Below are 22346 nucleotides of genomic sequence, written 5' to 3'. Positions count from 1 at the left end.
GCGCGCACTGACCACCTACTGCCATTTCCCCAGCTGGTCAGCCATGATTGAGTTCATGATCCTGGGCCTGACCGAGGGGCCACAGCCCCCGCCTGCCCCTCCCTGAGTCCAAATTGAGAATTGCTGCTCACTGGCCCTTGAGCTTGACGTACTTGCCGTTGCGGATCTCGGTGAAGAAGATCTTGCGTCGGGTGTCGCCGTTGGCGTCGAAGCTGATGGTCTGTTGCAGCCCCTGGTACGGATTGTTGCGCAAGGCGGCCTGCTTGAGGGATTCGCCGCTGCTGCGGTTCTTCAGTGCCTTCAGCACCACCGTCGCGGCATCGTAGGCGGCGACCGTGCTGTAGCCCGGCTGGCGCTGGAAGCGCTTGTAGTAGGCGTCGGCGAACTCCCGGTAGTGCTCGGAGCTGTCATCGCGGTCGTAGTTCTGCAGGATCAGCAGGCCTTCGACGACCTCTCCGCCGAGCTCGGTCAACTGCTCGGTGGCGGCCCATTCGACCGCCGCGATCGGCAGCCTGGGCGCCTGCTTGCGGGCCTGCTGGGCCAGCCGGGCCACGTCCAGCGCCCCGGAGACGAAGATCAGGCTGTCGGGCTTGCTGGTCAGCATCTGGCTCACCACGGCCGCGAAGTCGGCCTGGTCGCCGGACTCGTAGGGAATCTCGGCGGCCAGGCTGCGGCCGGAAGCCTTGACCGCGTTGCGGAACTCTTCGAGCCAGGAGCTGCTGAAGCTGAGGTTGCGGGTGTCGAAGGCCAGCGCGGTGCGCACCTGGCCCAGGCTCCGCATGACCTTGGCGTAGTCGCTGGCGTTGTCCCGGGTGGTGCGGTTGATGCGGAACAGGTTGTCGTCCTTGCCGTAGAAGTCCATCGAGGTGATGGTCGGACTGATCTGCAGGATGCCGGCCTGGCCGGTGATGGGGACAATGACCGAGGCCATGCTGCTGGTGAACGGGCCGATCACGGCCTCGACGCGGGCCTCCACCAGCTCACGGGCCGAGCGCGCGGCGGTTGTCGGGTCCTGGGCGTCATCCTTGGCCAGCAGCTCCACCAGTTGCCCGTTCAGGCCGCCGCTGCGGTTGAACTGTTCGACCGCCAGGGTGACGCCATTGAGGCCGGCCTGGCCGTTGTCGGAGTTCCGGTTGGTCAGGCCACCGATGAATCCAATCTTGACGGCTTCCTTGGGACTGCAGCCGGTCAAGGCTGCGCCAAAAAATAACGCCAATAGAATCAATTTTTTATTCATTTTTTGATTCTATCCACCACGATGACGGCAGCAAGCGCACCCCCAGAGGCGACCCCCGCTCGCCTGCCTTCCTGGCTTGGCCGGCTGCATGGTCTGCTGGCGGGGGGGCGGCGGTCCTGGCGCGATTCGTTGCGCACGCGCATGCTGCTGCTGGGCCTGATGCCGCTGCTGGTGGCATTCCCGATCGTGATCGGGATCCTGGCGGTCGGCGGCGGCGAGCGGACCAACCGCCTGTTGCACGCCACCCTGCGCAGCAACCTGGCCGGCGCACACAACTATCTGGACCAGCTCAAGACCCAGAACAGCAAGCGGATGGAGCAGCTCGTGCGCTCGGAGCCGCTGCAGGAGGCGACCCGCCAGGCGATGGGGCGCCGGCCTGACGAGCAAGCCCTCGACCGGACGCTGAAGGCAGCGGCCGAGGGCAGCGGGCTCGATTACCTGCTGGTGGCCACGGTGGACGGCCAGGTGGTGGGCAGCAGCATGGGGGTGCTGCCCGGCAGTCGTCTGCCCGACTCCTATGTGATCCGCCAGGCACGCATCGGCGTCACGAGCTCCGCCTATGAGCAATACACGGTGGAGCAGTTGCGGGTCCTGTCGCCGCATTTCCCCGATCAGCTGCTCTCGTCGCGCCGCAGCGACGGGGTGGTCGGGCCGATGGCCGAGCACGGGCTGCTCATCAACGCGGCCGCGCATTTCCCGCTGTCGGTCGAGATGCCCGACGCGGTGCTGGTCGGCGGCGTCCTGCTGAACCACAACTATGCGCTCATCGAGCATATGCGCGAGCTGATCTATCCGATCGGCACCCTGCTCGACAACGTCGAGGGCCTGACCGCCATCTACCACGACGGCGTCAGCATCGCGGCGAGCTCGCAGCGCCTGGAGGGCCAGCGCCCGGTTGGCAAGGCTGCCGCGCCCGAAGTCATCGAGACCGTGATGGGGGCTGGTCAGACCTGGCTGGGCCTGCTGCAAGAGGACGGCGAGAGCCATGTCGCGGGCTTCGAGGCATTGATCGATGGCGACGGCAGGCGGGTGGGGATGATGGGCGTTGGCTTCCCCCGCGCGCCTTACCAGCGTGATTCGTTCCTGATGCTGGCAGGCGTTTCCCTGTTGCTGGCGCTGACGATGCTGATCATCTCGGTGCTGTTCCTGCGTTCCGGCCGGGCCTTGACCTGGCGGCTCGAGCGCATCGGCGACACGATGAAGGCGGTGCACCGCGGTGAGCGCGACGCGCGGGTGGTCTTGCCCGGCGGATCGGACGAACTCGCTCAGCTCGGGCAGGACTTCAACGAGCTGCTCGACACCATTGCCGGACAGGATGAGCTGCAGCGCCGCAGCCAGGAAGCGATTGCCAGCGAGGCCGCGCGCCGGCGGGCCTTGTTCCAGCATGCGCGCGACGGCATCGTCATCTGCGACGCGCAGGGCCGGGTGGTGGAGTGCAACTCCAAGGCAGCCGAGATGCTGGGTTACGGTCACGACGAGATGGCGGGCCGCCATCTGCACGAATGGGACGTCCGTCACGGTGAGCAGGAGGTCGGTCGCCTGCTCGCACAGGTGGATGCCGAGGGCAGCTTTTACGAGACGCAGCACCAGCGCCGGGACGGCAGCCGCTATTGCGCCGAGGTCTCGCTGAGCCGGGCGCAATGGGAGGGGCAGACCTTCGTGCTGGTCGTGCAGCGCGACATCTCCGAGCGCAAGGCGGTGGATGCCGAGCTGGAGCGCTACCGCCAGAGCCTGGAAGCGCGCACGGCCGAACTCGCCGCTGCCAACGACGCCAAGAGCGAGTTCCTGGCCAACATGAGCCACGAGCTTCGTACCCCCATGGGCATGGTCATAGGGTTGACCAATCTGCTGCTCGATACCGAGCTCGGTGCCCAGCAGCGCGACTACCTGGCCAAGATACATACCGCCAGCACCGCGCTGCTAGGGGTGCTCAACGACATCCTCGACTACTCCAAGATCGAGGCCCGCTTGCTGCAGCTCGAATCCATACCGCTGCGGGTCGAGGAGATCCTGCGCAAGAGCGCCACCCTGTTCGAGTTCCAGGCCCAGCGCAAGCAGCTGACCTTGCTGTTCGAGCCCGACCCGGAGCTGCCCGAGGTGCTGCAGGGCGACCCCCTGCGCCTGCTGCAGGTGCTCAACAACCTGCTGGGCAACGCGCTGAAGTTCACCCAGCGGGGCTCGATACGGGTGACGGTCGCTTGCCTGGAACAGACGCCCGCCCACGCGCTGTTGCGCTTTGCCGTGACGGATACCGGTGTCGGCATCGAGCCAGACCGCATCGGGGGGCTGTTCATGCCTTTCCAGCAGGCCGATGCCTCGATCACGCGCCAATACGGCGGTACCGGCCTGGGCCTGAGCATCAGCCGGCACCTGGTCGAACTGATGGGCGGCGAGATCGGCGTCAGCAGTCGTGAAGGCGAGGGCAGCAGCTTCTGGTTCACGGTCAGGCTGGGCCAGCTGTGGCATGGTGCCGGGGCCATGCCCGAGGCCATGGGCTTGCCGCCGGCCCATGAGCCGGCCAGCTGGTCCGAGCTGGCCAGCCGGGCGGCGCCGATCCGGGGCGCCCGGGTGCTGGTGGTCGACGACAACCCCACCAACCTGCTGGTGGCCAGCGGCTATCTGGGCAAGATGGGCTTGCAGGTCGAGACCGCGGACAGCGGGCAGCGCGCGATCGAGCTGGCCAGCGGCAGCCGCTTCGATGCGATCCTGATGGACCTGCAGATGCCAGGAATGGATGGGCTGACCGCCTCGCGTGCCATCCGCGCGACCGAGTCTGGCCCTCGGGTGCCGATCATCGCATTGACGGCGGCGGCGCGCATGGTCGATCGACGCGCCACCCAGGCCGCCGGCATGGACGATCACATCACCAAGCCGATCGATCCCGTCCTGTTGGCCGACACGCTGCTGCAATGGATCGCGCCTGCCGCGCCACGCCAGCCGGACGCTGACGGGGCAGGGTGCCCGGTGGCCAGCCAGGCGGCCGGGCCTGCCCGGGCGGTGCTGGACATCGACGCTGCCGTGCAGGCGCTGGCTGGAGACATGGACTTGCTGCGCCAGGTGCTGGCCAGCTTTTCGGAGCAGTTCGGGTCGGCGCGCGCCCAGCTCGAACAGGCCTTGGCGTTGCAGCAGTTCGATGTCGCGGCGCGCCTGGTGCACACCATCAAGGGCCTGGCACCGACCTTGGGAGCCGATCGCCTGCGGCAGCTGGCCATGTCGTTCGAGGCCGCGCTGCAACAGCGTGACGCGGGTTTGCTGGCGGATTTCTGCCAGGCCCTCGACGCGGTGCTGGCGGCGATCGACGTCTGGCTGCGGGCGGCTGATGCGGGCAGGCCGCTCGGCCCTCCCTCAGCGGACGCTGGCGAGCGCTGACCTGATGGCCTCGACCTGTGTCTGCAGTCGCGCCAGGGTCTGCCCGAAGGCGTCCCAGTCGCCGGCGCCGGCTTCGCGCTCCAGCGCGCGGGTCAGCGCGACCGCCTCTTCGGCGCCCACGCTGCCCAGCGCGCCACGCAGGGCGTGGGCCTGCTCCTGGCTCTGGCGGGCATCGGTCGCCTGCCTGGCGGCGTGCAGCCGCGGCAGGCGCAGGCTCAGCTCGATCTGCATCGCCTCGATGAACTCGGTCAGCAGTTCCTCGTCGTGGCCCAGGTTCTCGCGCAGGCGCTCCAGGTCCATGGCCCAGCCCGGCGCCGCCTCGGACAGCGCTGCCTGGGGCGGGGCGGCGGCCGCGGTGGATGCGGCCAGGCGCAGCGCCTCGCGCATGGCGGCGGCCAGGGTTTCAAGGGTGGTGGGCTTGACGGTATGGGTGTCCATGCCCGCGGCCAGGCAGGAGTCGCGATCCTGCGGCGAGGCGCCGGCCGTCAGCGCGACGATCGGCGTGCGAGCCGAGCCGGCGGGCTCCAGTGCGCGGATGCGCGCGGTGGCCTCCAGGCCGTCGAGCACGGGCATCTTCACATCCATCAGGATCAGGTCGAAGCGGCCCTGTTGCCAGCGCTCGACGGCCTGTTGGCCGTCCTCGACCCGCTCCATGGTGCAGCCCAGCATCCCCAGCCACTTGCCGACGATCATGGCACTGATGACCTGATCGTCGGCCAGCAGCACATGCCGCTGGCGCAGGTCCGGGTCGGTGTCGGGCGGGAATTGGGTGGCAGGCGTGCTCATGGGGGGATTTTCTCACTGGCCGCTGATGGTGATGAGCAGGCTGTCGCGGTACTCTCCGGCCAGGACCTGCTGCATCGACCCGATCTCCACTTCGATGTCGTGGCTCTGGCGGCCGGGACGATTGGCCGACAGGCCGGCGATCGGCTGGTTCAGGGCGACCGGTCTGCCGTCCAGCCGCAGCTGATAGGCCACCCGCCCCTGGGCCAGGCTGTTGTGGACCAGCCTGCCGCCGTTCGCGCTGCTCAGTGTGATCGTGTAGCCCGTGTTGGCCTGTACCGCCAGCGCGGCGCTGCGCCGCGCGCCCTGCCTCAGTTCGCCGAAATCCAGTCGGGTCGAGTTGAGGCCGGAAGCCGAATTCGACTGGCCGAACTGCGCGTGCACCACCGAGTGAATCATGGATTTGAATTCGACGTCGCGCCGATCCAGCGTCTGGCCTTGCTCGTCGAGCAGGGTCAGGCGCAGGCTGCCGCGGTAGAGGCCTGGGCTGATCCATTGTCCGGTGCCACGCGTGGCCCACAACACCATCGACGCCTGCCGGTCGAGATCGAGCTGGACCGAGGTCATGTCCTGCGGCGCCACGGGTATCGCTTGCCTGCCCGCGGCATCCTGCGACAGGGTGACGCGCAGGCCTGTCGGGTCGTTGCCCAGCGATAGCAGATTGCTGGTCTGGTCGGCGGTCTCCACTTGCAGCCTGGCTCGACAGCCGGTCTTGGGATTGCGGGACCTGACGGTCAGCTGCCAGCTCTCCGGAGTGGCTTGTGTGGCAGCGGGGTCGTAGCGGCCCAGCACCACCGTCGCGGGTATCTCCAGCATGCAGTCCGCCATGGCGGCGGGCGCATGGAGTGCACCGGCGCAGCACAGCCACCAGCGCGCCGCCAGGTGTTGCAGTGTCTTCAAGGCGAGTCTCCTTCGATTTGCAAGATGCCGATGTCCAGCCGGGCCTGGTCGTCGTCGTTCACCACGAAGCTGGCCAGCACGGTGTTTTCCTCGGGGCGTTGCAGGATGTAACGGCCCGGAGACAGTTGAGGACTGGTGAATTGTCCGCTGCGGTTGGTGAACAGGTCCATCGTCTGGCCCTGGGTGTTTCGCAGCAGCAGGGATTGCAGGGCCAGCGGCTGTCCGTTCTTCCCGATCAATCGGCCCTGGATCCGGGTCAGGGCGTTCGAGCCCACCGGAACGACCAGCACCGAACGGTAGGTCGGCAGCAGCACCGGGCGGTCCATGCCCATGCTGCGGCCCGAGGGCAGGTCTTCGAAATCCAGTTGCAGGGGTCTCGGCACGTAAGCCCCCAGGTTGGTCAGCGGAGGCATGCCGAAGCGGTCGCTCGTGAGCACCGCCCGATCGGCTTGCGGGTCGATCAGCAGCTTCAAGCCTTCGTAGCCCCGGTAGGGCTTGAACTGGGCGGCCGAATCCAGCACCGGCGCCGACCAGTTCCAGCCGCCTTCGCCCGAGCCCACGATCGCGGCGCCCACGGTCGTGTCGAGCACCCTGGTGGTGCCCATGCCGGTCACATGCTCGGACAGGAAGACGCTGCCTTCGGCACGCCCGTGCTGCGCGCGCCATTGCAGCGTACGGTCCTGGCCCGAGCGTGCATCGGCCAGGCCCGCGCCCAGCTGCCAGATGGCCTCGCTGTCGAGCCAGCTGCCTGATCCGCTCGCCAGACCGTCCCATTGCAGTCGGCGGTCCTCGCTCTGGACCGAGGCGCTGTTCTGCCAGAGCATGTCCCGGTCCGCGCCGCTGCTGTCAGCGACGCCGGTGTGGGTCAGCAGGAAGGCGATGTTGCGGTCCTGTTCCTGGTTCAGGCGGCGCCAGCCCAGCGTGAACTCGGCACTCCAGTGACGGTTGATGCGCCGACGCAGCGACAGGGAGCGGTCGCGGCTGTCGTCGCCCGTGCTGTCGTTGTGGCGGCGCAGCATGCCCGCCGAGCCACGCCAGCCGTCGGACCACAGCAGGCTCAGGCGCAGTCCGACATCGTGGCGCGCGGGTCCGGGCAGTTCCGAGCCGATTGGCGCGTAGCCCTCGCTTTGCCGACTGAGCTGGACCAGCGTTGCCACGCTGTAGGTTGCCTGCTGTTGCAGGGCGCTGTTCCAGCGCCATTGCAGGCTGCCGGCCTGGCCGCCGAACTGGCGGTGCTGGCTGCGCGCCAGCCAGCCGGCGAAGTCGCCGAGTCGGGTGGCGACGACGGCGTCCAGCCCCGCCAGCCTGGCCGAGCTGCTGGCGCCGCTGCGTGCCTGCAGGCTGATGCCGGCGCTGAGGCTTTCGCTCCAGCCGCGCCGCCACCAGCCGGTCAACACCCGCTGTCCGCTGTCGTACTGGCGGCCGTTGCCGCCGGATGTCATCGGATAGCCGAGCGCGAGGTCGTATTCGTTCACACCCTGACGCAGCAGGGATGAGCTGAAGAAGTAGTCGAAGCTGCGGTGGCTGACCTGGCCGTTCGGCTCCGTGATCATGAGATCGACCGCATTGGCACCCGCGAAGACCGGCAGATCGTTGAGCCGGTAGACACCGGGAGGCAGGCGCAGCGTGCTCGACGGCAGGCCGTTGACACTGACGTCCACCGTGGCGCCCCTGGGCAGGGCCAGCGTCGCCGTCGGCAGGGATTGCGTCGCCAGTGCGGGATTGAGGCTGAACAGGCGCGCCAGGCCCACTCCCATCAGCGCCTGGGCGCTGCCGCCGCCCTGGCCCATGGCCGTGATATCGCCCAGGCTCAGCCGCAGCGCCTGCGGTGCCCAGTCCCTGCTCAGCCTGAGGCTCTGGAGCGAGGCGGACGAGGGCGAGTGGATGCCGCCCACCGTGGCGCTGCTCTCCATGACCCATTCGTGCCAGCGTCCCGCGCTGTCGACAAACAGGCGCTGAGACTGGCTCTTGTCCTGTCCGCTGTCTTGCAGCGACAGGTTCCAGCGCAGGTTGCTGATCCAGCTCCAGGCTTGCGGCAGTATCTTCAGTCCGGCGTCGGCACCGCTGTCTTGCACGCGCGAACTCAGGCTCAGGGTCTGGACGGGGCGCAAGGCCAGCGGGACCTCGATGTCGAGCGTGACTCGATCCGCTGAATAGCTGGGCTCCAGGCCCAGTTGCGCCAGCTCTTCCAGCGCGATGCGGGGCGGGGCGTCCGGCGCCCGCAGCTGCTCAAGCAATCGGGCTTGCAGCAGCGGTTTCAGCAGCTCGGTCAGGCTCTTGCGCTGCAGCTCGACCTGAGCGCCCTTGATTTCGGCACCGACCAGGCCGAGCTCCTTTCCATCCACCGAGACCGGCAAGGCCAGCCGCTGTACCTTGGGCTGCTGGCGCTGACCGAAGGCGCGCTGGAAGATGGTCGTGCTGTCGGGGGCGGCGCTGCTCTGGGCCGCCACGCCTGCCGGCAGCAGCAGCCAGCTGCAGGCGCACAGCCACATGGCCGTGCGCCGTCGCCGTCGCTGTCGGCGGATCCGAGCCCAGGGACGCAGTCGCATCAATCCAGCACGAGTCGCAATGGCGTCTGGATCGTGGTCAGCTTGGCGGGGGCCTGGAGGCGGAAGACGCGCGTGGTCTGGGCCAGCAGGTTCTCGCCCTCCATGCCGTTGAGCGCCGAGCCGCTCAGGCTCAGCTCGCCGATGCGCAGGGTGGCATCCTTGAGGATCTTGCGGCTGCTGCCCTCGTTGCGGACCGTGACCTCCAGCCAGCGCTGACCATTGGCCTCCCGCAGGTTGGCCTCAGTCACCGTCAGGGACGGCTTGGCGTTGCGCGGCAGCACATAGACCGATGCGACGTACTTCACCAGCAGCCGCATGCGCCCGCCGGTCTGCGGGGCCTGCCCGACGTCCACCGGCAGCTGTTCCGCGATCAGGCGAAAGGCCTTTTCATGCTCGATGGCGGCCTCGCCGACATACTGCGCCCGCACGCTCTGCACCTGGCCGGGTTGCAGCACCACCTGGGTCGGAAAGATGCTGAACTGGTCATCCGCCTCGCCCAGGACATCCTCGCCGTTGCGGGCCATGGCGCGGGACTTGATCGAGATCTCGACCGCGGCGGCTTCGGCATCGTTGTTGACCAGCCGGAAGGTCTGGGTGGCGCCGCGACCGGAAGGACTGAAGTCCATTTCGATCGGGGTGAAGGTCAGCGCGGTGGCCGGGCCGCAGCAAGCCGCCAGGGCCAGGGCTGCCGCCAGCGGGCCGTGATGCGGCTGGCGCGGGGATCTGAACTTGAGGAAACGCATGTCGTGGAACTTTCAGCTGGCTGCGTCGCCGGCCTGCCCTTCCAGGGTCAGCCAGCTTGCCATTTTCCGGTAAATCGTGGAGGGGTTGACCTGCAGCGCCTTGGCGGCCCGGGTGATGTTGCCACCGAACGCGCGCAAGGCCATTTCGATCGCCTGTCGCTCCACCAAGGCCAGCGGCAGGATGCCGGCGGGGCCGGCAGGGGCCGCCTGATCCTTGACCACTGGCAGGGAGGCGGCGGGAAGGGCGATTAGGGCGGGTCCCAGCAGTGGCGGCGCCGGTGGTCGCTCGGCTTGCAACCGGCTGGTCAGCATGCCGGCCTCGACCCGTTCGCCGTCATGCATGGCCACCACCGCGCGGATGGTGTTGATCAGCTCGCGCACATTGCCCGGCCATGGATGCCCCAGCAGCAGGGCCTTGCTTTCCTCGGTGAAGCCCTTGAACTGCCGGTGGTCCTCGCGGGCATAGCGGTTCAGCACGGCATCGGCGATCAGCAGGATGTCCTTGCCGCGCTGGCGCAGCGGCGGCAGCTCCACCGGCACCACGTGCAGGCGGTAGTAGAGATCCTCGCGGAACTGTCCGGCCCTGACCATGGCGTAGAGGTCGCGGTGGGTGGCGCTGATCAGGCGCACATCGACCGTGCGCTGACGGGTCTCGCCCAGACGGCGGACCTCGCCGGTCTGCAAGACGCGCAGCAGCTTGGCTTGCACCTCGAGGTCGAGCTCGGCGACCTCGTCGAGGAACAGGGTGCCCTGGTCGGCCTCGATGAAGGCGCCGTTGCGGTCGGACGTGGCCCCGGTGAACGCGCCCTTGACATGTCCGAACAGTTCGCTCTCGATCAGGCCGGTGGGGATGCTGGCACAGTTGATCGGCACCAGGGCACGCTGGGCCCGGGGACTGCATTGGTGGATGGCCTCGGCCGCCAGCTCCTTGCCGGTGCCTGATTCGCCCTGGACAAAGACCGGCACCCGGCTGCTGGCCACCGTCTCTATGGTCTGGTAGACCACCCGCATGGCCGCGCTGTCACCGACGAAGCCGCAGAACTGGCCGCGCTTGCCGGGGGCCAGCTGGTCGACTTCGGCGTTCAGGGCCGCGGTCCGCAGGGCATTGCGCAGCGTGATGCGCAAGCGGTCGGGGTCGACCGGCTTCTCGATGAAGTCCAGCGCGCCGGCATCGGCCGCTCGCACCGCGGTCTCCTTCGAGTCCTCGGCGCTGATCACGATGACGGCACAGTCGGGCCAGCGTGCCTGCAGCCGCTCCATGACGTCGAAGCCGGTGCCATCGGGGAGCTTGATGTCGACCAGGGCGACATGCCAGGGCCCCTGTTCGATCTTGCCCGCGGCATCGGCGACGGAACGGGCCACCACGGTCTCGATGCCCAGCGGCTTGACGTAGGCCCGGTACTGGATGGCCAGCGGCAACACGTCCTCGACGATCAATGCGCGGTAGCCGGGGAAGGAAGGGCGGGACATGGGAAGCTGGCTCGGGGTAGGCTGACAGGCCGGGCGGCGCCCAGTCAAGATGATTTCACTGCAATCTGCAATGCCTTGAATGGTAGCGGCAGCCGGGTTGATGTACTTCGATCGAGGGTGGCTCGATGAAGTTCCCGGATTCTTGCGTTTTGCAATTTTTATCTTATTTTTTGCAAAATGCAACAGTTGCAAGAGTTCAGTGGGTTCTGTCTGCCGTTGCAAGCGCTTGATTTTCATCAAGCCTTCATGTTTTTCATGGTTGGCACGCGTCTTGCAATCAAGGATGGCATCAGCCAGTCAGGGCATTTCCGGCTGGGCACCACAGACTTCTCAAGGGATAAAGAAAATGAGCACTGCCAAGATGGTTATCGCGTTCGCCGCCACCGCCGCCAGCTTTTCCTCCAGCGCCCAGAGCACCACTGCTCAGCTGGATCTGCGTGGCACCGTGGCCTTGAACTGCACCATCTCGGTCAGCCCGACGGCCAAGGCCACCAGCCTGAACCTCCAGGTCGGCGAGCAGAACCAGACCATCGGCACGGTCACCGAGGACTGCAACTCCGGCACCGGCTACACCGTTTCCCTGACCTCGCAGAACGGCGGCCAGTTGCGCAGCGGCGATGCCAACGCACCGCTGACCAGCTACACCGCCAGCTACGACGACGCGACCGGCTCGATCGCCTCCGGCCTGACCGCCACCCGCAACGGCGCCTTCTTCGGCCGCACGGGCAATCTGCTGATCAACATTCCGGCCAATGCCCAGGCCATCGCCGGCAACTACTCGGACAGCATCAGCCTGGTGATCGCCGCCAAGTAAGATTCAGCCTACCGCATAGCCGCAGGCCATTCGCTCAAGCATCGTGAAATCCGTTCGACTCCTGACGACCTGGGTCGCCCTTGCCTGCGGCGCAGGCCAGGTTTTCGCGGCCTCCTCGCAGGCGAATCCCGCGCAGCCGGCCTACGATCATGCGAATCCGAATGCCGCGTTCCTGAGAGGCAGCACCGCTGGCACGACCGCCAATGCTTCCTCGATCCAACGAGCTACTGGTGGTGCGAGCCTGAATCTGGCGGGCCAGGTGAGCGTGAGCTGCACCGTCACCATCGCTGCGACCGCCAAGACCACCAGCCTGGACCTCAAGGCCGGCGAGCAGAACCAGAGCGTGGGCGTGATCACCGAGACCTGCAACTCCAGCAGCGGCTACACCGTCTCCATCAGCTCGCGGAACGGCGGCCAGTTGCGCAGCGGCGATGCCAGCGCACCACTGACCAGCTACACCGCCAGCTACGACGATGCGACCGGCTCGATCGCCTCCGGCCTCAGCGCCATCCGCAACGGCGCCTTCTTCGGTCGCACGGGCAATCTGCTGATCAACATTCCGGCCAATGCCCAGGCCATCGCCAGCAACTACTCGGACAGCATCAGCCTGGTGATCGCCGCCAAGTGAATCCGCGGCCGCATGCAATTCTGGTGCCGGTCGCGGCCCTGGTGGCTGCTAGAATCTAGAATGAACTAGGCGATACGCATCGCATGCTCCTGGTATTTCAGCGTAAAGTGGCTTCAATATGAACCGTGACCACCTCCCAAGACTGACGCTGCACATGGCAGTGGAAGCGGCCGTGCTGGCAACGTTGGTGGTCGCGACCCTGGCGATGGCTGACGAAAAGGCCTCGGCCAGCCTGGAGCTGCGTGGTTCGGTGCCGATCAACTGCACGGTCGATATCGCACCGACGGCCAAGTCCAGCAGCCTGGACCTGCGCGCTGGCGAGAAGGATGTCGTGGTGGGCATCGTGACCGAGAACTGCAACGCGCGCCATGGCTATACCGTGACGATCAGCACCGGCGGCTCGAACCAGTTGCGCAGCGCTACCGCGGGCGCCGCGGCGGCACCCTACACCTTGCGCTATGACGGGGTGGCGGCCAATGGCAGCGAGCAGCTGGTGGCCACCCGCGATCAAGCCTACTTCGGCCGCCAGGGCAACCTGCTGGTCTCCATTCCCGGCAGCGTGAACGCGACGGCGGGCGACTACTCCGCCAACCTGTCGCTGGTGATCGCGGCCAAGTGAGCCGCCTGATCGGCCGCTGGCCGATGTTTCCGCGCTTACCATAGTGGCCATGCACCACACCGCTCTCGTCCTGTTCTCGGGCGGGCAGGACTCCACCACCTGCCTGGCCCATGCCCTGCAGCGCTACCAGCGCGTCGAAACCATCGGCTTCCAGTACGGCCAGCGCCACGCGGTCGAGATGGACGCCCGCCTCAAGGTGCTGGGCGAACTGCGGCGCCAGTTTCCGGCCTGGGTCGAACGGCTGGGCGAGGACCATGTACTCGACGTCGGCGTGCTGGGCCAGGTCAGCGAGACCTCGCTCACGCGCGAGATGGCGTTCCAGATCGAGGCCAGCGGCCTGCCCAACACCTTCGTGCCGGGACGCAACCTGGTCTTCCTGACGCTGGCGGCGGCGCTGGCCTACCGTCGTGGCCTGCAGGTGATCGTCACCGGGGTCTGCGAAACCGACTTCTCGGGCTACCCCGACTGCCGCGACGACACCATGAAGGCGCTGCAGGTCGCGCTCTCGCTCGGCCTGGACCGCCGCCTGCTGATCGAGACGCCGCTGATGTGGATCGACAAGGCACAGACCTGGGCGCTGGCCGAGCAGCTCGGTGCTGCATCCGGTACCCCCGCTGGCGGCCAGACGCTGGTTGACCTGATCGTCGAGCACAGCCACACCTGTTACCTGGGCGACCGCGAACACCGCCACGACTGGGGCTGGGGCTGCGGCAGCTGCCCGGCCTGCGAGCTGCGCGCGCGCGGCTGGCAGCGCTGGCGGGTCGCCATGGCGGCAGACCCAGGCGCCTGAGGGCCGCTGCTGGCCCGCAGGGCCAATCGTCATGTCTTTGTCACAGGATGTTGCAATAATTCAATGAATATTGAATTATTTGCGTCACTCAAGGGCAAGACATGAAAGTGGGTATCAATGGCATGGGCCGCATCGGCCGTCTGGCGCTGCGCGCCGCCTTCGGCGCGGCCGAGCGTCAGTCCGACGATCCGCGCGCCGGCAACCGGCTTGAGGTCGTACACCTCAACGAGCTCAAGGGGGGCGCTGCCGCCACCGCCCATCTGCTGGCCTTCGACACGGTGCAGGGCCGGTGGCGCGCCGACATCGAGGCCGAGGGTGACGATGGCATCCGCATCGGCGACCAGAAGCTGTCCTTCAGCAGCCACGCCAATCCCGCCGACATTCCCTGGGGCGAGCTCGGGGTCGAGGTCGTGCTCGAATGCACCGGCAAGTTCCTCACGCCCGAGATCATTCGCGGCCACCTCGACCGTGGCGCCAAGCGCGTGATCGTCGCGGCCCCGGTCAAGACCGGCGGCGTGCTCAACATCGTGGTCGGCATCAACGAGGGCCAGTACGACCCGGCGCGCGACCGCATCGTCACCGCGGCTTCCTGCACCACCAACTGCCTGGCGCCGGTGGTCAAGGTGATCCACGAGAACATCGGCATCCGGCACGGCCAGATCACCACCATCCACGATCCGACCAATACCAACCTGGTGGTCGATGCGCCGCACAAGGACCTGCGCCGTGCCCGCAGCGCGATGATGAGCCTGGCTCCGACGACGACCGGCAGCGCCACCGCGATCGCGCTGATCTATCCCGAGCTCAAGGGCAAGCTCAACGGCTACGCGGTGCGCGCGCCGGTGCTCAATGCCTCGCTGACCGACTGCGTGTTCGAGCTCAAGCGCGAGACCAGCGCCGAGGAGGTCAACGCGCTGTTCAAGGCCGCCGCCGAGGGCGAGCTGGCCGGCATCCTGGGCTACGAGGAAAAGCCCTTGGTGAGCGCCGACTACGCGCGCGACACGCGCAGCTCGATCGTCGATGCGCTCTCGACCCTGGTGACCGACGGCACCCTGCTCAAGGTCTACGCCTGGTATGACAACGAGATGGGCTACGCCTGCCGCATGGTCGACCTGGCCTGTCACATGGAACAGGTCGGGATCTAAGTAATGAATGCCGCGCGCAACTACGCCATCGTCACCGCCGCTTACTGGGGCTTCACGCTGACCGACGGCGCCCTGCGGATGCTGGTGCTGCTGCACTTCTACCGCCTGGGCTATTCCTCGGTCACGCTGGCCTTCCTGTTCCTGCTCTATGAGGCGGCCGGCATCCTGGCCAACCTGATCGGCGGCTGGCTCGCGACGCGCTACGGCATCACCCGCATGCTGACGGTAGGCCTGGTGACGCAGATCGCGGGCTTCACGCTGTTGTCGCTGCTCGATCCGGGCTGGACCGCCGCCATGTCGGTGGCCTGGGTGGTGGCGTCGCAGGGCATCTGCGGCGTGGCCAAGGACCTGACCAAGACCTCTGCCAAGTCGGCGATCAAGGTCACGCAGGCGCAGGCCAAGGAGCAGGGCGCCGGCCAGCTGTTCAAGTGGGTGGCCTGGTTCACCGGCAGCAAGAACGCGATGAAGGGCATCGGCTTCTTCCTCGGCGGCCTGCTGCTGCAGACGCTGGGTTTTCAAGCTTCGCTGTGGGCGATGGCGGGGCTGCTCGCGCTGGTGCTGCTGGGTGTCACGACCTCGCTGCCGACGCTGATGGGCAAGAGCAAGGCGTCCAAGTCGGCCAAGGAGCTGTTCGCCAAGAACGCCGGCATCAATGCGCTGGCCGCCGCGCGGGTGGTACTGTTCGGCGCGCGCGATGTCTGGTTCGTGGTCGGCCTGCCGGTCTTCCTCTATTCGGTCGGCTGGAACTTCACCGGCGTCGGTACCTTCCTGGCGGCCTGGACCATAGGCTATGGCCTGGTGCAGGCTGCCGCGCCCGGCATCGTCAAGCGCAGCGCCGACGGCCTGAGCCGCGAGGTGCCGGCGGCGCGACTGTGGTCGGCCTTGCTGGCGCTGATGACGGTCGGGCTGGCCGCCGCCGTCGCGCTCGACCTGCCGAACCTCGAATGGGTCGTGGTCGGTGGCCTGGGCCTGTTCGGCTTCGCCTTCGCGGTCAATTCCTCGGTGCACTCCTACCTGATCCTGGCCTATGCCGGCTCCGAGAAGGCGGCCGAGGATGTCGGCTTCTACTACGCCGCCAACGCGCTGGGCCGCTTCATCGGCACGCTGCTGTCGGGCTTGCTCTACCAGTGGGGTGGGCTGCTGTATGCGCTGATCGGTTCGGCCGTGATGCTGGTCGTCTGCTGGCTGGTGACGCTCGGGTTGCCGACGACACGCGTCCAAGCGCCAGGAGTGGCAGCATGAACGACGCCGAAGTGGTCAAGGCGCTGGGTGCCCTGGCGCAGGAATCGCGCCTGCGCCTGTTCCGGCTGCTGGTGGTGGCCGGGCGCGAGGGCGCGACCCCGACCCGCATGGGCAAGGCGTTGGGCATCGCGCCGACCTTGATCTCCTTCCACATGAAGGAGCTGGTCAACGCCGGCCTGGTGAGCCAGGCGCGCGACGGCCGCCACATCATCTACCGCGCCCAGATCGATGCCATGAATGACTTGCTGGGTTTCCTGACCGCCAATTGCTGCGGCGGCGAACCTTGCCTGAATACCTCCCTCCCGCTGCAATGCAGCACCTATTGAAAGCTTGAGCATGTCCTCCCGTACCTTCAATGTCCTGTTTCTCTGCACCGGCAATTCGGCGCGCAGCATCATGGCCGAATCCATCCTGCGCCTGCAGGGCATGGGCCGCTTCGAGGTCTACAGCGCCGGCAGCCGGCCGGCTGGCGAGGTCCATCCCTATGCGATCGAGCTGCTGCAGCGCAACCACTATCCCGTGGAGAACCTGCGCAGCAAGAGCTGGAACGAGTTCGCCGCTGCCGATGCCCCCCGGATGGACTTCGTGCTGACCGTCTGCGACAACGCCAAGGCCGAGGCCTGCCCGGTCTGGCCGGGTCAGCCGATCTCGTCGCACTGGGGCATTCCCGATCCGGTGACCGTGCAAGGCGACGAGGCCAGCCAGAGCAAGGCTTTTGCTGATGCTTTCCTGGTGCTGAATCGCCGCATTTCGCTGTTCAACAACCTGTCCTTCGACAAGCTCAGCGGGCTGTCGCTGAATACCGAGCTGAACCGTATCGGTCAGGCCTGAGCCGCGACCCGTCGGGACCGCAAGGCCTGGGCTGTACCCTCAGCCCAGGTTTTTTGCTTTATCCCGTGCCAGAACTTCCATTTAACCTTGAGCCTGCCGTGAGCGAAATCACCAAAAAACTTTCCTTCCTGGACCGGTATCTGACCCTCTGGATCTTCGCCGCCATGGCGTTGGGCGTGGGTCTGGGTTACTTCGTGCCGGGCATCGAGGAATTCATCAACGGCTTCCAGTCAGGGACGACCAACATTCCGATCGCGCTCGGTTTGATCTTGATGATGTACCCCCCGTTCGCCAAGGTGCGCTATGAGGAACTGCCGGATGTCTTCCGCGACATCAAGGTGCTGGGGCTGTCCCTGTTCCTAAGCTGGGTGGTTGGGCCGTTGCTGATGTTTGCGCTGGCCGTCACTTTCATGCCCGACAACCCCGACTACATGGTGGGCCTGATCCTGATCGGCATCGCGCCCTGCGTCGCGATGGTGATCGTGTGGAATGATCTGGCCAAGGGTTCGACCGAGTACGCTGCCAGCCTGGTCGCTTTCAATTCGATTTTCCAGGTGCTGTTCTACAGCGTCTACGCCTGGTTCTTCGTCACGGTGCTGCCGCCGCATTTCGGCCTGTCGGGCTCTGAGATCAATATCTCGATCGGGCAGATCGCCAGCACCGTGCTGATCTATCTGGGCCTGCCCTGCATCGCCGGTTTCCTGACGCGTTTTGTCATGCTCAAGTTCGTCTCGAAGCAGTGGTACCACGAGCGTTTCGTCCCCAGGATAGCCCCCATCACCCTGGTCGCGCTGCTGTTCACCATCGTGGTGATGTTCAGCCTCAAGGGCAAGCTGATCGTCACGATTCCGATGGATGTGGTCAGGATCGCCATTCCGCTGCTGATCTACTTCGTGGTCATGTTCCTGCTGACTTTCTATGTCGCCAAGGGCGTTGGCATCCGCTACGACAAATGCGCGACCTGTTCGTTCACGGCCGCCAGCAACAACTTCGAGTTGGCCATCGCGGTGGCGATCGCGGTCTACGGCATCGACTCCGGAGCGGCATTCACCGCCGTCATCGGGCCGCTGGTGGAGGTGCCGATCATGATCGCGTTGGTCAACCTGTCGCTGTGGTTCAAGCGCCGGCATTTCTCCTCGGCGATGCAGTCCTGAGCAAGTAAGGAAAATCCCAATGTCCAGCATCACCATTTACCACAACCCCAGCTGCGGCACCTCGCGCAACACGCTAGCCATGATCCGCAACAGCGGCGTCGAGCCGAATGTGATCGAGTACCTCCAGACCCCGCCAAGCCGCGACGAGCTCAAGGTGCTGCTGCTGCGCATGGACATGACCGCGCGCGACCTGCTGCGCAAGAAGGGCACGCCTTATGAGGCGCTGGACCTTGGCAATCCGAAATGGACCGACGAGCAGTTGCTCGACTTCATCGGCCAGCACCCGATCCTGATCCAGCGCCCGATCGTGGTGACGCCGCTGGGTGTCAAGCTGTGCCGGCCGTCCGAGGCCGTGCTCGACATCCTGCCGAATCCGCAGCAGGGGCCGTTCACCAAGGAGGACGGCGAGGTCGTCATCGACGCGGAGGGCCGCCGGGTCCTGCCGGCTGCGCATCCCCTGGCGGATCTGCCGCAGCTGGCCGCCGAGCATTTCCGCGTGCCCGACCCGCAGCAGCTGCGCCCGCCGACATCGTCCACCCATGCGCCGCGTTTCCTGCTGCTCTACGGTTCGCTGCGCGAGCGCTCCTTCAGCCGGCTGCTGGTCGAGGAAGCCGCCCGCCTGCTGCAGGCCATGGGCGCCGAGACCCGGATCTTCAACCCGAGCGGGCTGCCCTTGCCCGACGACGCCCCCGAGACGCATCCCAAGGTCAGGGAGTTGCGCGAGCTGACCCAGTGGTGCGAGGGCATGGTCTGGTGCTCGCCCGAGCGTCATGGCGCCATGACCGGCATCATGAAGGCGCAGATCGACTGGATTCCCCTGAGCGTGGGCGCGATCCGGCCCACCCAGGGCAAGACGCTGGCGGTCATGCAGGTCTGCGGTGGCAGCCAGTCCTTCAACGCCGTCAACCAGATGCGGGTGCTGGGGCGCTGGATGCGCATGCTCACTATTCCCAACCAGTCCTCGGTCGCCAAGGCCTTCCTGGAGTTCGACCAGAACGACCGCATGAAGCCGTCGAGCTACCATGACCGGATCGTCGACGTGCTGGAGGAGCTGGTCAAGTTCACCCTGCTGACGCGCGATGTGGCACCCTATCTGGTCGACCGCTACAGCGAGCGCAAGGAAAGCGCCGAGATGCTGATGCAGCGCGTCAACCAGTCGGCCCTCTGAGGTCGGGCCGTTCACGAACCAGGGGGAACTTGATGTCACAGCCACCGATAGCGCCGGATGCCGAGCTGGCGCCTGCCGCTTGGAGCCAGCAGCCCAAGCCGCTGGCGGACCGGCTGGGCGTCGAGCCCGGGCGCGGGCTGGGCGAGGCCGAGGTCCGGCAGCGGCGCGAGCGCTTCGGCCCCAACGAGTTGCGGGTCGAGGCTGCGGTACCGGCCTGGCGCCATCTGCTGTCGCAGTTCCACGATCCCCTGGTCTATCTGCTGCTGGCGGCGGTCGGCATCACGCTGCTGCTCTGGGGGGTGGAGGGCGCGCGCGGCTGGCCGATCGACGCGCTGGTGATCCTGGTCATCGTGCTGCTCAACGCGCTGCTCGGCTTCCTGCAGGAAGTCCGCTCGCAGCGCGCCGCCGCCGCCCTGGCCTGGCTGACCGCCGTCACCTCGGCCGTGCTGCGCGACGGCATGCCGCTGCGGGTGCCGAGCGCCGAACTGGTGCCCGGCGATTTGCTGCGGCTGTCCGAGGGCGACCGCATCGGCGCCGACGCGCGGCTGCTGCAGGCCAACGCGCTGCGGGTGCAGGAGGCTTCGCTGACCGGCGAGAGCGAGGCCGTGCTCAAGGATGTTGCCCAGCTGCCGCAGGACACGCCCCTGGCCGAACGCGCCAACATGGTGTTCAAGGGCACGGCGGTGGTCCAGGGCACCGGCCTGGCGCTGGTCACCGCCACCGGCATGGCGACCGAGATGGGCCGCATCGCCCATCTGCTCGCCACCACGCCCGACGAGGCGACCCCGCTGCAGAAGGAGGTGCGCCAGATCGGCATCATGCTCGGGCGCGCCGTGCTGCTGATCGCCGTGGTGGTGGTGGGCACGGTGCTGCTGATGACCGAGATCCGCAGCCTGGCCGATGTCGAGGCCGTGCTGCTGCTGGGGGTGTCGCTGGCGGTGGCGGCCGTGCCCGAGGGCCTGCCCGCCATCCTGTCGCTGGTGCTCGCGATCGGGGTCCAGCGCATGGCGAGCCGGTCGGCCATCGTCAAGAAGCTGTCATCGGTCGAGACCCTGGGCTCGGCCTCGGTGATCTGCACCGACAAGACCGGCACCCTGACCCGCTCCGAGATGGCGATCGAGCGCGTCATGACGGCTTCCGGCTGCAGCTGTCCCGAGGGCGTGGGCTACGATCCGGTGGGCGATATCCGGCACCAGGGCCGGCTGATCGAGCCGGGTCCCCTGCACAGCGAACTGGTGCTGATGCTCAGCGGCGGCAGCCTGGCCGGCAATGCCGACCTGCGCCAGCAGGCCGATGGCAGCTGGGTGATCCAGGGCGACCCGACCGAAGCCGCCTTCCTGGTCGCCGAGCGCAAGCTGGGCGTGCATGAGCAGCGCCGCGAGCGCTTCGAGCGCATCGCCGAGATTCCGTTCACCTCCGAGCGCAAGCGGATGGCGGTGCTCGCGCTCGACCACGAGCACGAGCACGAGGACCAGCGCGTGATCATCGTCAAGGGCGCGCCCGATGTGCTGCTGCGGCTTTGCAGCGCCGCGCGGGTCGGCATGGATGTCGTGCCGATGAGCGAGGCCATCCGCGCCCGTGCCCTGGCCGACGTGGACGAGCTGTCGGATGCGGCGTTGCGCACCCTGTCGGTGGCCTACCGGCCGCTGGCACCGGGCGAAGACGAACAGGCCGGCGAGGCGCTGGAGCGGGAGCTGATCTTCGTCGGCACGGTCGGCATCATCGATCCGCCGCGCGCCGAAGCGGCCGCCGCGATCCAGGAGGCGCAGCGCGCCGGCATCCGCATCATCATGATCACGGGCGACCACCCGCGCACGGCCGCGCGCATCGCGTCCGATCTCGGCATCATCGAGGCCGGTGGCACCGCGCTCACCGGCGCCCAGCTCGACGCGCTCGACGAGGCCGGGCTGGCCGAGGCGGTGCGATCGACCTCGGTCTATGCCCGGGTCGATCCCTCGCACAAGCTGCGCATCGTCGATGCGCTGCAGGCGCAGGGCCATGTGGTCGCCATGACCGGCGACGGCGTCAATGACGCGCCGGCGCTCAAGTCGGCCGACATCGGCGTGGCGATGGGCATCACCGGCACCGAGGTCACCAAGGAGGCCGGCAAGATGATCCTGGCCGACGACAACTTCGCCACCATCGTCGCGGCGGTGCGCGAGGGGCGCTGCATCCTCGACAACATCCGCAAGTTCCTGCGCTACCTGCTGTCGTCGAACATGGGCGAGGTGCTGACGGTGTTCCTGGGCGTGCTCGGTGCCAGAGCGCTCGGGCTGATCGACGCCAGCGGCGCCGTCGTGCTGCCGCTGCTGGCGACGCAGATCCTGTGGATCAACCTGGTCACCGATTCCGGTCCGGCGCTGGCGATGGGGGTCGACCCGCATGGCGCCGACGTGATGGCGCGCCGGCCGCGCCGCCCGGACGAGCGCATCATCGACGCGCGCATGTGGTCGGGGGTGCTGCAGACAGGTCTGGTGATGGCGCTCGCCACCCTGCTCACGCTCGACCTGCTGCTGCCCGGCGGCTGGCTGGCCGGCGACCAGAGCCTGGAGCGCGCGCGCACGGCGGCCTTCACGGTGCTGGTGTTCGCGCAGCTGTTCAACACCTTAAATGCCCGCTCCGAGTCGGTCAGCGCGTTCCGGGGTCTGTTCGACAACCACCTGCTCTGGGCCGCCGTGGCGCTGGGCGCCGGCTTGCAGCTGGCGGTGGTGGAATGGCATTGGCTGAACCTGGCGTTCGGCACCGTGCCGTTGACGCTCGCGCAATGGGGCTTGTGCGTCGCCATGGGCAGCTCCGTGCTGTGGTTCAGCGAGCTGCGCAAGCTCTGGCTGCGGCGCCGGGATGCCGGGCGCGGCCGCTGAAACTGTCCGGATTGAGTCGATCCTGTCTAGAATGAAAACCTGA

At 67.2% G+C, this 22346-nt stretch carries 18 protein-coding genes and 1 pseudogene; 13 read left to right on the top strand and 6 right to left on the bottom strand.

All coding sequences use genetic code 11. The features are described 5' to 3' along the window. Positions 1-127: 127 nt before the first annotated feature. Positions 128-1192 carry an ABC transporter substrate-binding protein gene (locus tag PHR85_RS12405; RefSeq protein ID WP_300054713.1) on the bottom strand — a complete coding sequence of 355 codons (1065 nt, stop codon included), beginning with the start codon at positions 1190-1192 and terminating at the stop codon, positions 128-130. Positions 1193-1366: 174 nt separating this feature from the next. Between PHR85_RS12405 and PHR85_RS12400 the strand changes: the two genes are divergently transcribed. Further along, on the top strand, positions 1367-4606 hold the full coding sequence (locus PHR85_RS12400) for an ATP-binding protein (protein ID WP_300054712.1): 3240 nt from the start codon (positions 1367-1369) through the stop codon (positions 4604-4606). Here PHR85_RS12400 and PHR85_RS12395 read toward each other — a convergent pair. From PHR85_RS12395 to PHR85_RS12375, 5 genes are read right to left on the bottom strand one after another with little or no spacing between them, the layout of a single operon-like run. Continuing rightward, a complete protein-coding gene (locus tag PHR85_RS12395) occupies positions 4583-5392 on the bottom strand; it encodes a response regulator (RefSeq protein WP_300054711.1) in 810 nt (269 codons plus the stop codon). The two genes, PHR85_RS12400 and PHR85_RS12395, sit on opposite strands and share 24 nt — an antisense overlap. 12 nt (positions 5393-5404) lie before the next feature. Then, positions 5405-6289, bottom strand: coding sequence for a hypothetical protein (locus PHR85_RS12390; protein ID WP_300054709.1), 885 nt, complete (start codon positions 6287-6289; stop codon positions 5405-5407). Further along, complete coding sequence (locus tag PHR85_RS12385) at positions 6286-8781, bottom strand: hypothetical protein (RefSeq protein ID WP_300054707.1); 2496 nt, start codon at positions 8779-8781, stop codon at positions 6286-6288. The genes PHR85_RS12390 and PHR85_RS12385 overlap by 4 nt, the downstream gene beginning before the upstream one ends. Positions 8782-8837: 56 nt before the next feature. After that, complete coding sequence (locus PHR85_RS12380; protein WP_300054706.1) at positions 8838-9581, bottom strand: fimbria/pilus periplasmic chaperone; 744 nt, start codon at positions 9579-9581, stop codon at positions 8838-8840. A gap of 12 nt (positions 9582-9593) precedes the next feature. Then, on the bottom strand, positions 9594-11051 hold the full coding sequence (locus PHR85_RS12375; protein ID WP_300054704.1) for a sigma-54 dependent transcriptional regulator: 1458 nt from the start codon (positions 11049-11051) through the stop codon (positions 9594-9596). A 346-nt stretch (positions 11052-11397) separates the two neighbouring features. Here PHR85_RS12375 and PHR85_RS12370 point away from each other — a divergent pair, with 346 nt between their 5' ends. The 12 genes and pseudogenes from PHR85_RS12370 (at position 11398) to PHR85_RS12315 (ending at position 22303) form a co-directional block, all read left to right on the top strand. Beyond that, on the top strand, positions 11398-11865 hold the full coding sequence (locus PHR85_RS12370) for a hypothetical protein (protein WP_300054702.1): 468 nt from the start codon (positions 11398-11400) through the stop codon (positions 11863-11865). A gap of 43 nt (positions 11866-11908) precedes the next feature. Next, complete coding sequence (locus tag PHR85_RS12365; RefSeq protein WP_300054700.1) at positions 11909-12493, top strand: hypothetical protein; 585 nt, start codon at positions 11909-11911, stop codon at positions 12491-12493. 118 nt (positions 12494-12611) lie between these two features. Then, positions 12612-13112 carry a hypothetical protein gene (locus tag PHR85_RS12360; RefSeq protein ID WP_300054699.1) on the top strand — a complete coding sequence of 167 codons (501 nt, stop codon included), beginning with the start codon at positions 12612-12614 and terminating at the stop codon, positions 13110-13112. 49 nt (positions 13113-13161) lie between these two features. Further along, a complete protein-coding gene (queC, locus tag PHR85_RS12355) occupies positions 13162-13902 on the top strand; it encodes a 7-cyano-7-deazaguanine synthase QueC (RefSeq protein ID WP_300054697.1) in 741 nt (246 codons plus the stop codon). A 101-nt stretch (positions 13903-14003) separates the two neighbouring features. After that, entirely contained in the window at positions 14004-15047 is a 1044-nt protein-coding gene (locus tag PHR85_RS12350; protein ID WP_300054695.1) for an ArsJ-associated glyceraldehyde-3-phosphate dehydrogenase, read from the top strand. Positions 15048-15050: 3 nt separating this feature from the next. After that, positions 15051-16289 (top strand): organoarsenical effux MFS transporter ArsJ, encoded by a 1239-nt coding sequence (gene arsJ / locus PHR85_RS12345; RefSeq protein WP_300054693.1) that lies wholly within the window; start codon positions 15051-15053, stop codon positions 16287-16289. Beyond that, positions 16286-16615: a helix-turn-helix transcriptional regulator gene (locus PHR85_RS12340; RefSeq protein ID WP_300054691.1), complete on the top strand. Its 330-nt coding sequence runs from the start codon at positions 16286-16288 to the stop codon at positions 16613-16615. The genes arsJ and PHR85_RS12340 overlap by 4 nt, the downstream gene beginning before the upstream one ends. A 10-nt stretch (positions 16616-16625) precedes the next feature. Beyond that, a complete protein-coding gene (locus PHR85_RS12335) occupies positions 16626-17120 on the top strand; it encodes an arsenate reductase ArsC (RefSeq protein WP_300054690.1) in 495 nt (164 codons plus the stop codon). A gap of 98 nt (positions 17121-17218) precedes the next feature. Beyond that, a complete protein-coding gene (gene arsB / locus PHR85_RS12330; RefSeq protein WP_300054689.1) occupies positions 17219-18274 on the top strand; it encodes an ACR3 family arsenite efflux transporter in 1056 nt (351 codons plus the stop codon). A gap of 19 nt (positions 18275-18293) precedes the next feature. Then, positions 18294-18629: pseudogene (gene arsC / locus PHR85_RS12325) on the top strand (arsenate reductase (glutaredoxin)); the annotation flags it as partial. 102 nt (positions 18630-18731) lie between these two features. Continuing rightward, positions 18732-19442, top strand: a complete 711-nt coding sequence (gene arsH, locus PHR85_RS12320; RefSeq protein WP_300054715.1) for an arsenical resistance protein ArsH — start codon at positions 18732-18734, stop codon at positions 19440-19442. Between the two features lie 32 nt (positions 19443-19474). After that, the gene (locus PHR85_RS12315; RefSeq protein WP_300054687.1) at positions 19475-22303 is read left to right on the top strand and encodes a cation-translocating P-type ATPase; all 2829 of its coding nucleotides are present in this window, start codon (positions 19475-19477) and stop codon (positions 22301-22303) included. Positions 22304-22346 lie beyond the last annotated feature (43 nt).

It is taken from the genome of Malikia sp. (assembly GCF_028687635.1).
In the GTDB taxonomy this organism is placed as follows: Bacteria; Pseudomonadota; Gammaproteobacteria; order Burkholderiales; family Burkholderiaceae_C; genus Malikia.
Note: the sequence above shows the minus strand (reverse complement) of the source record. Positions and strands in the feature narration are given on the sequence as shown.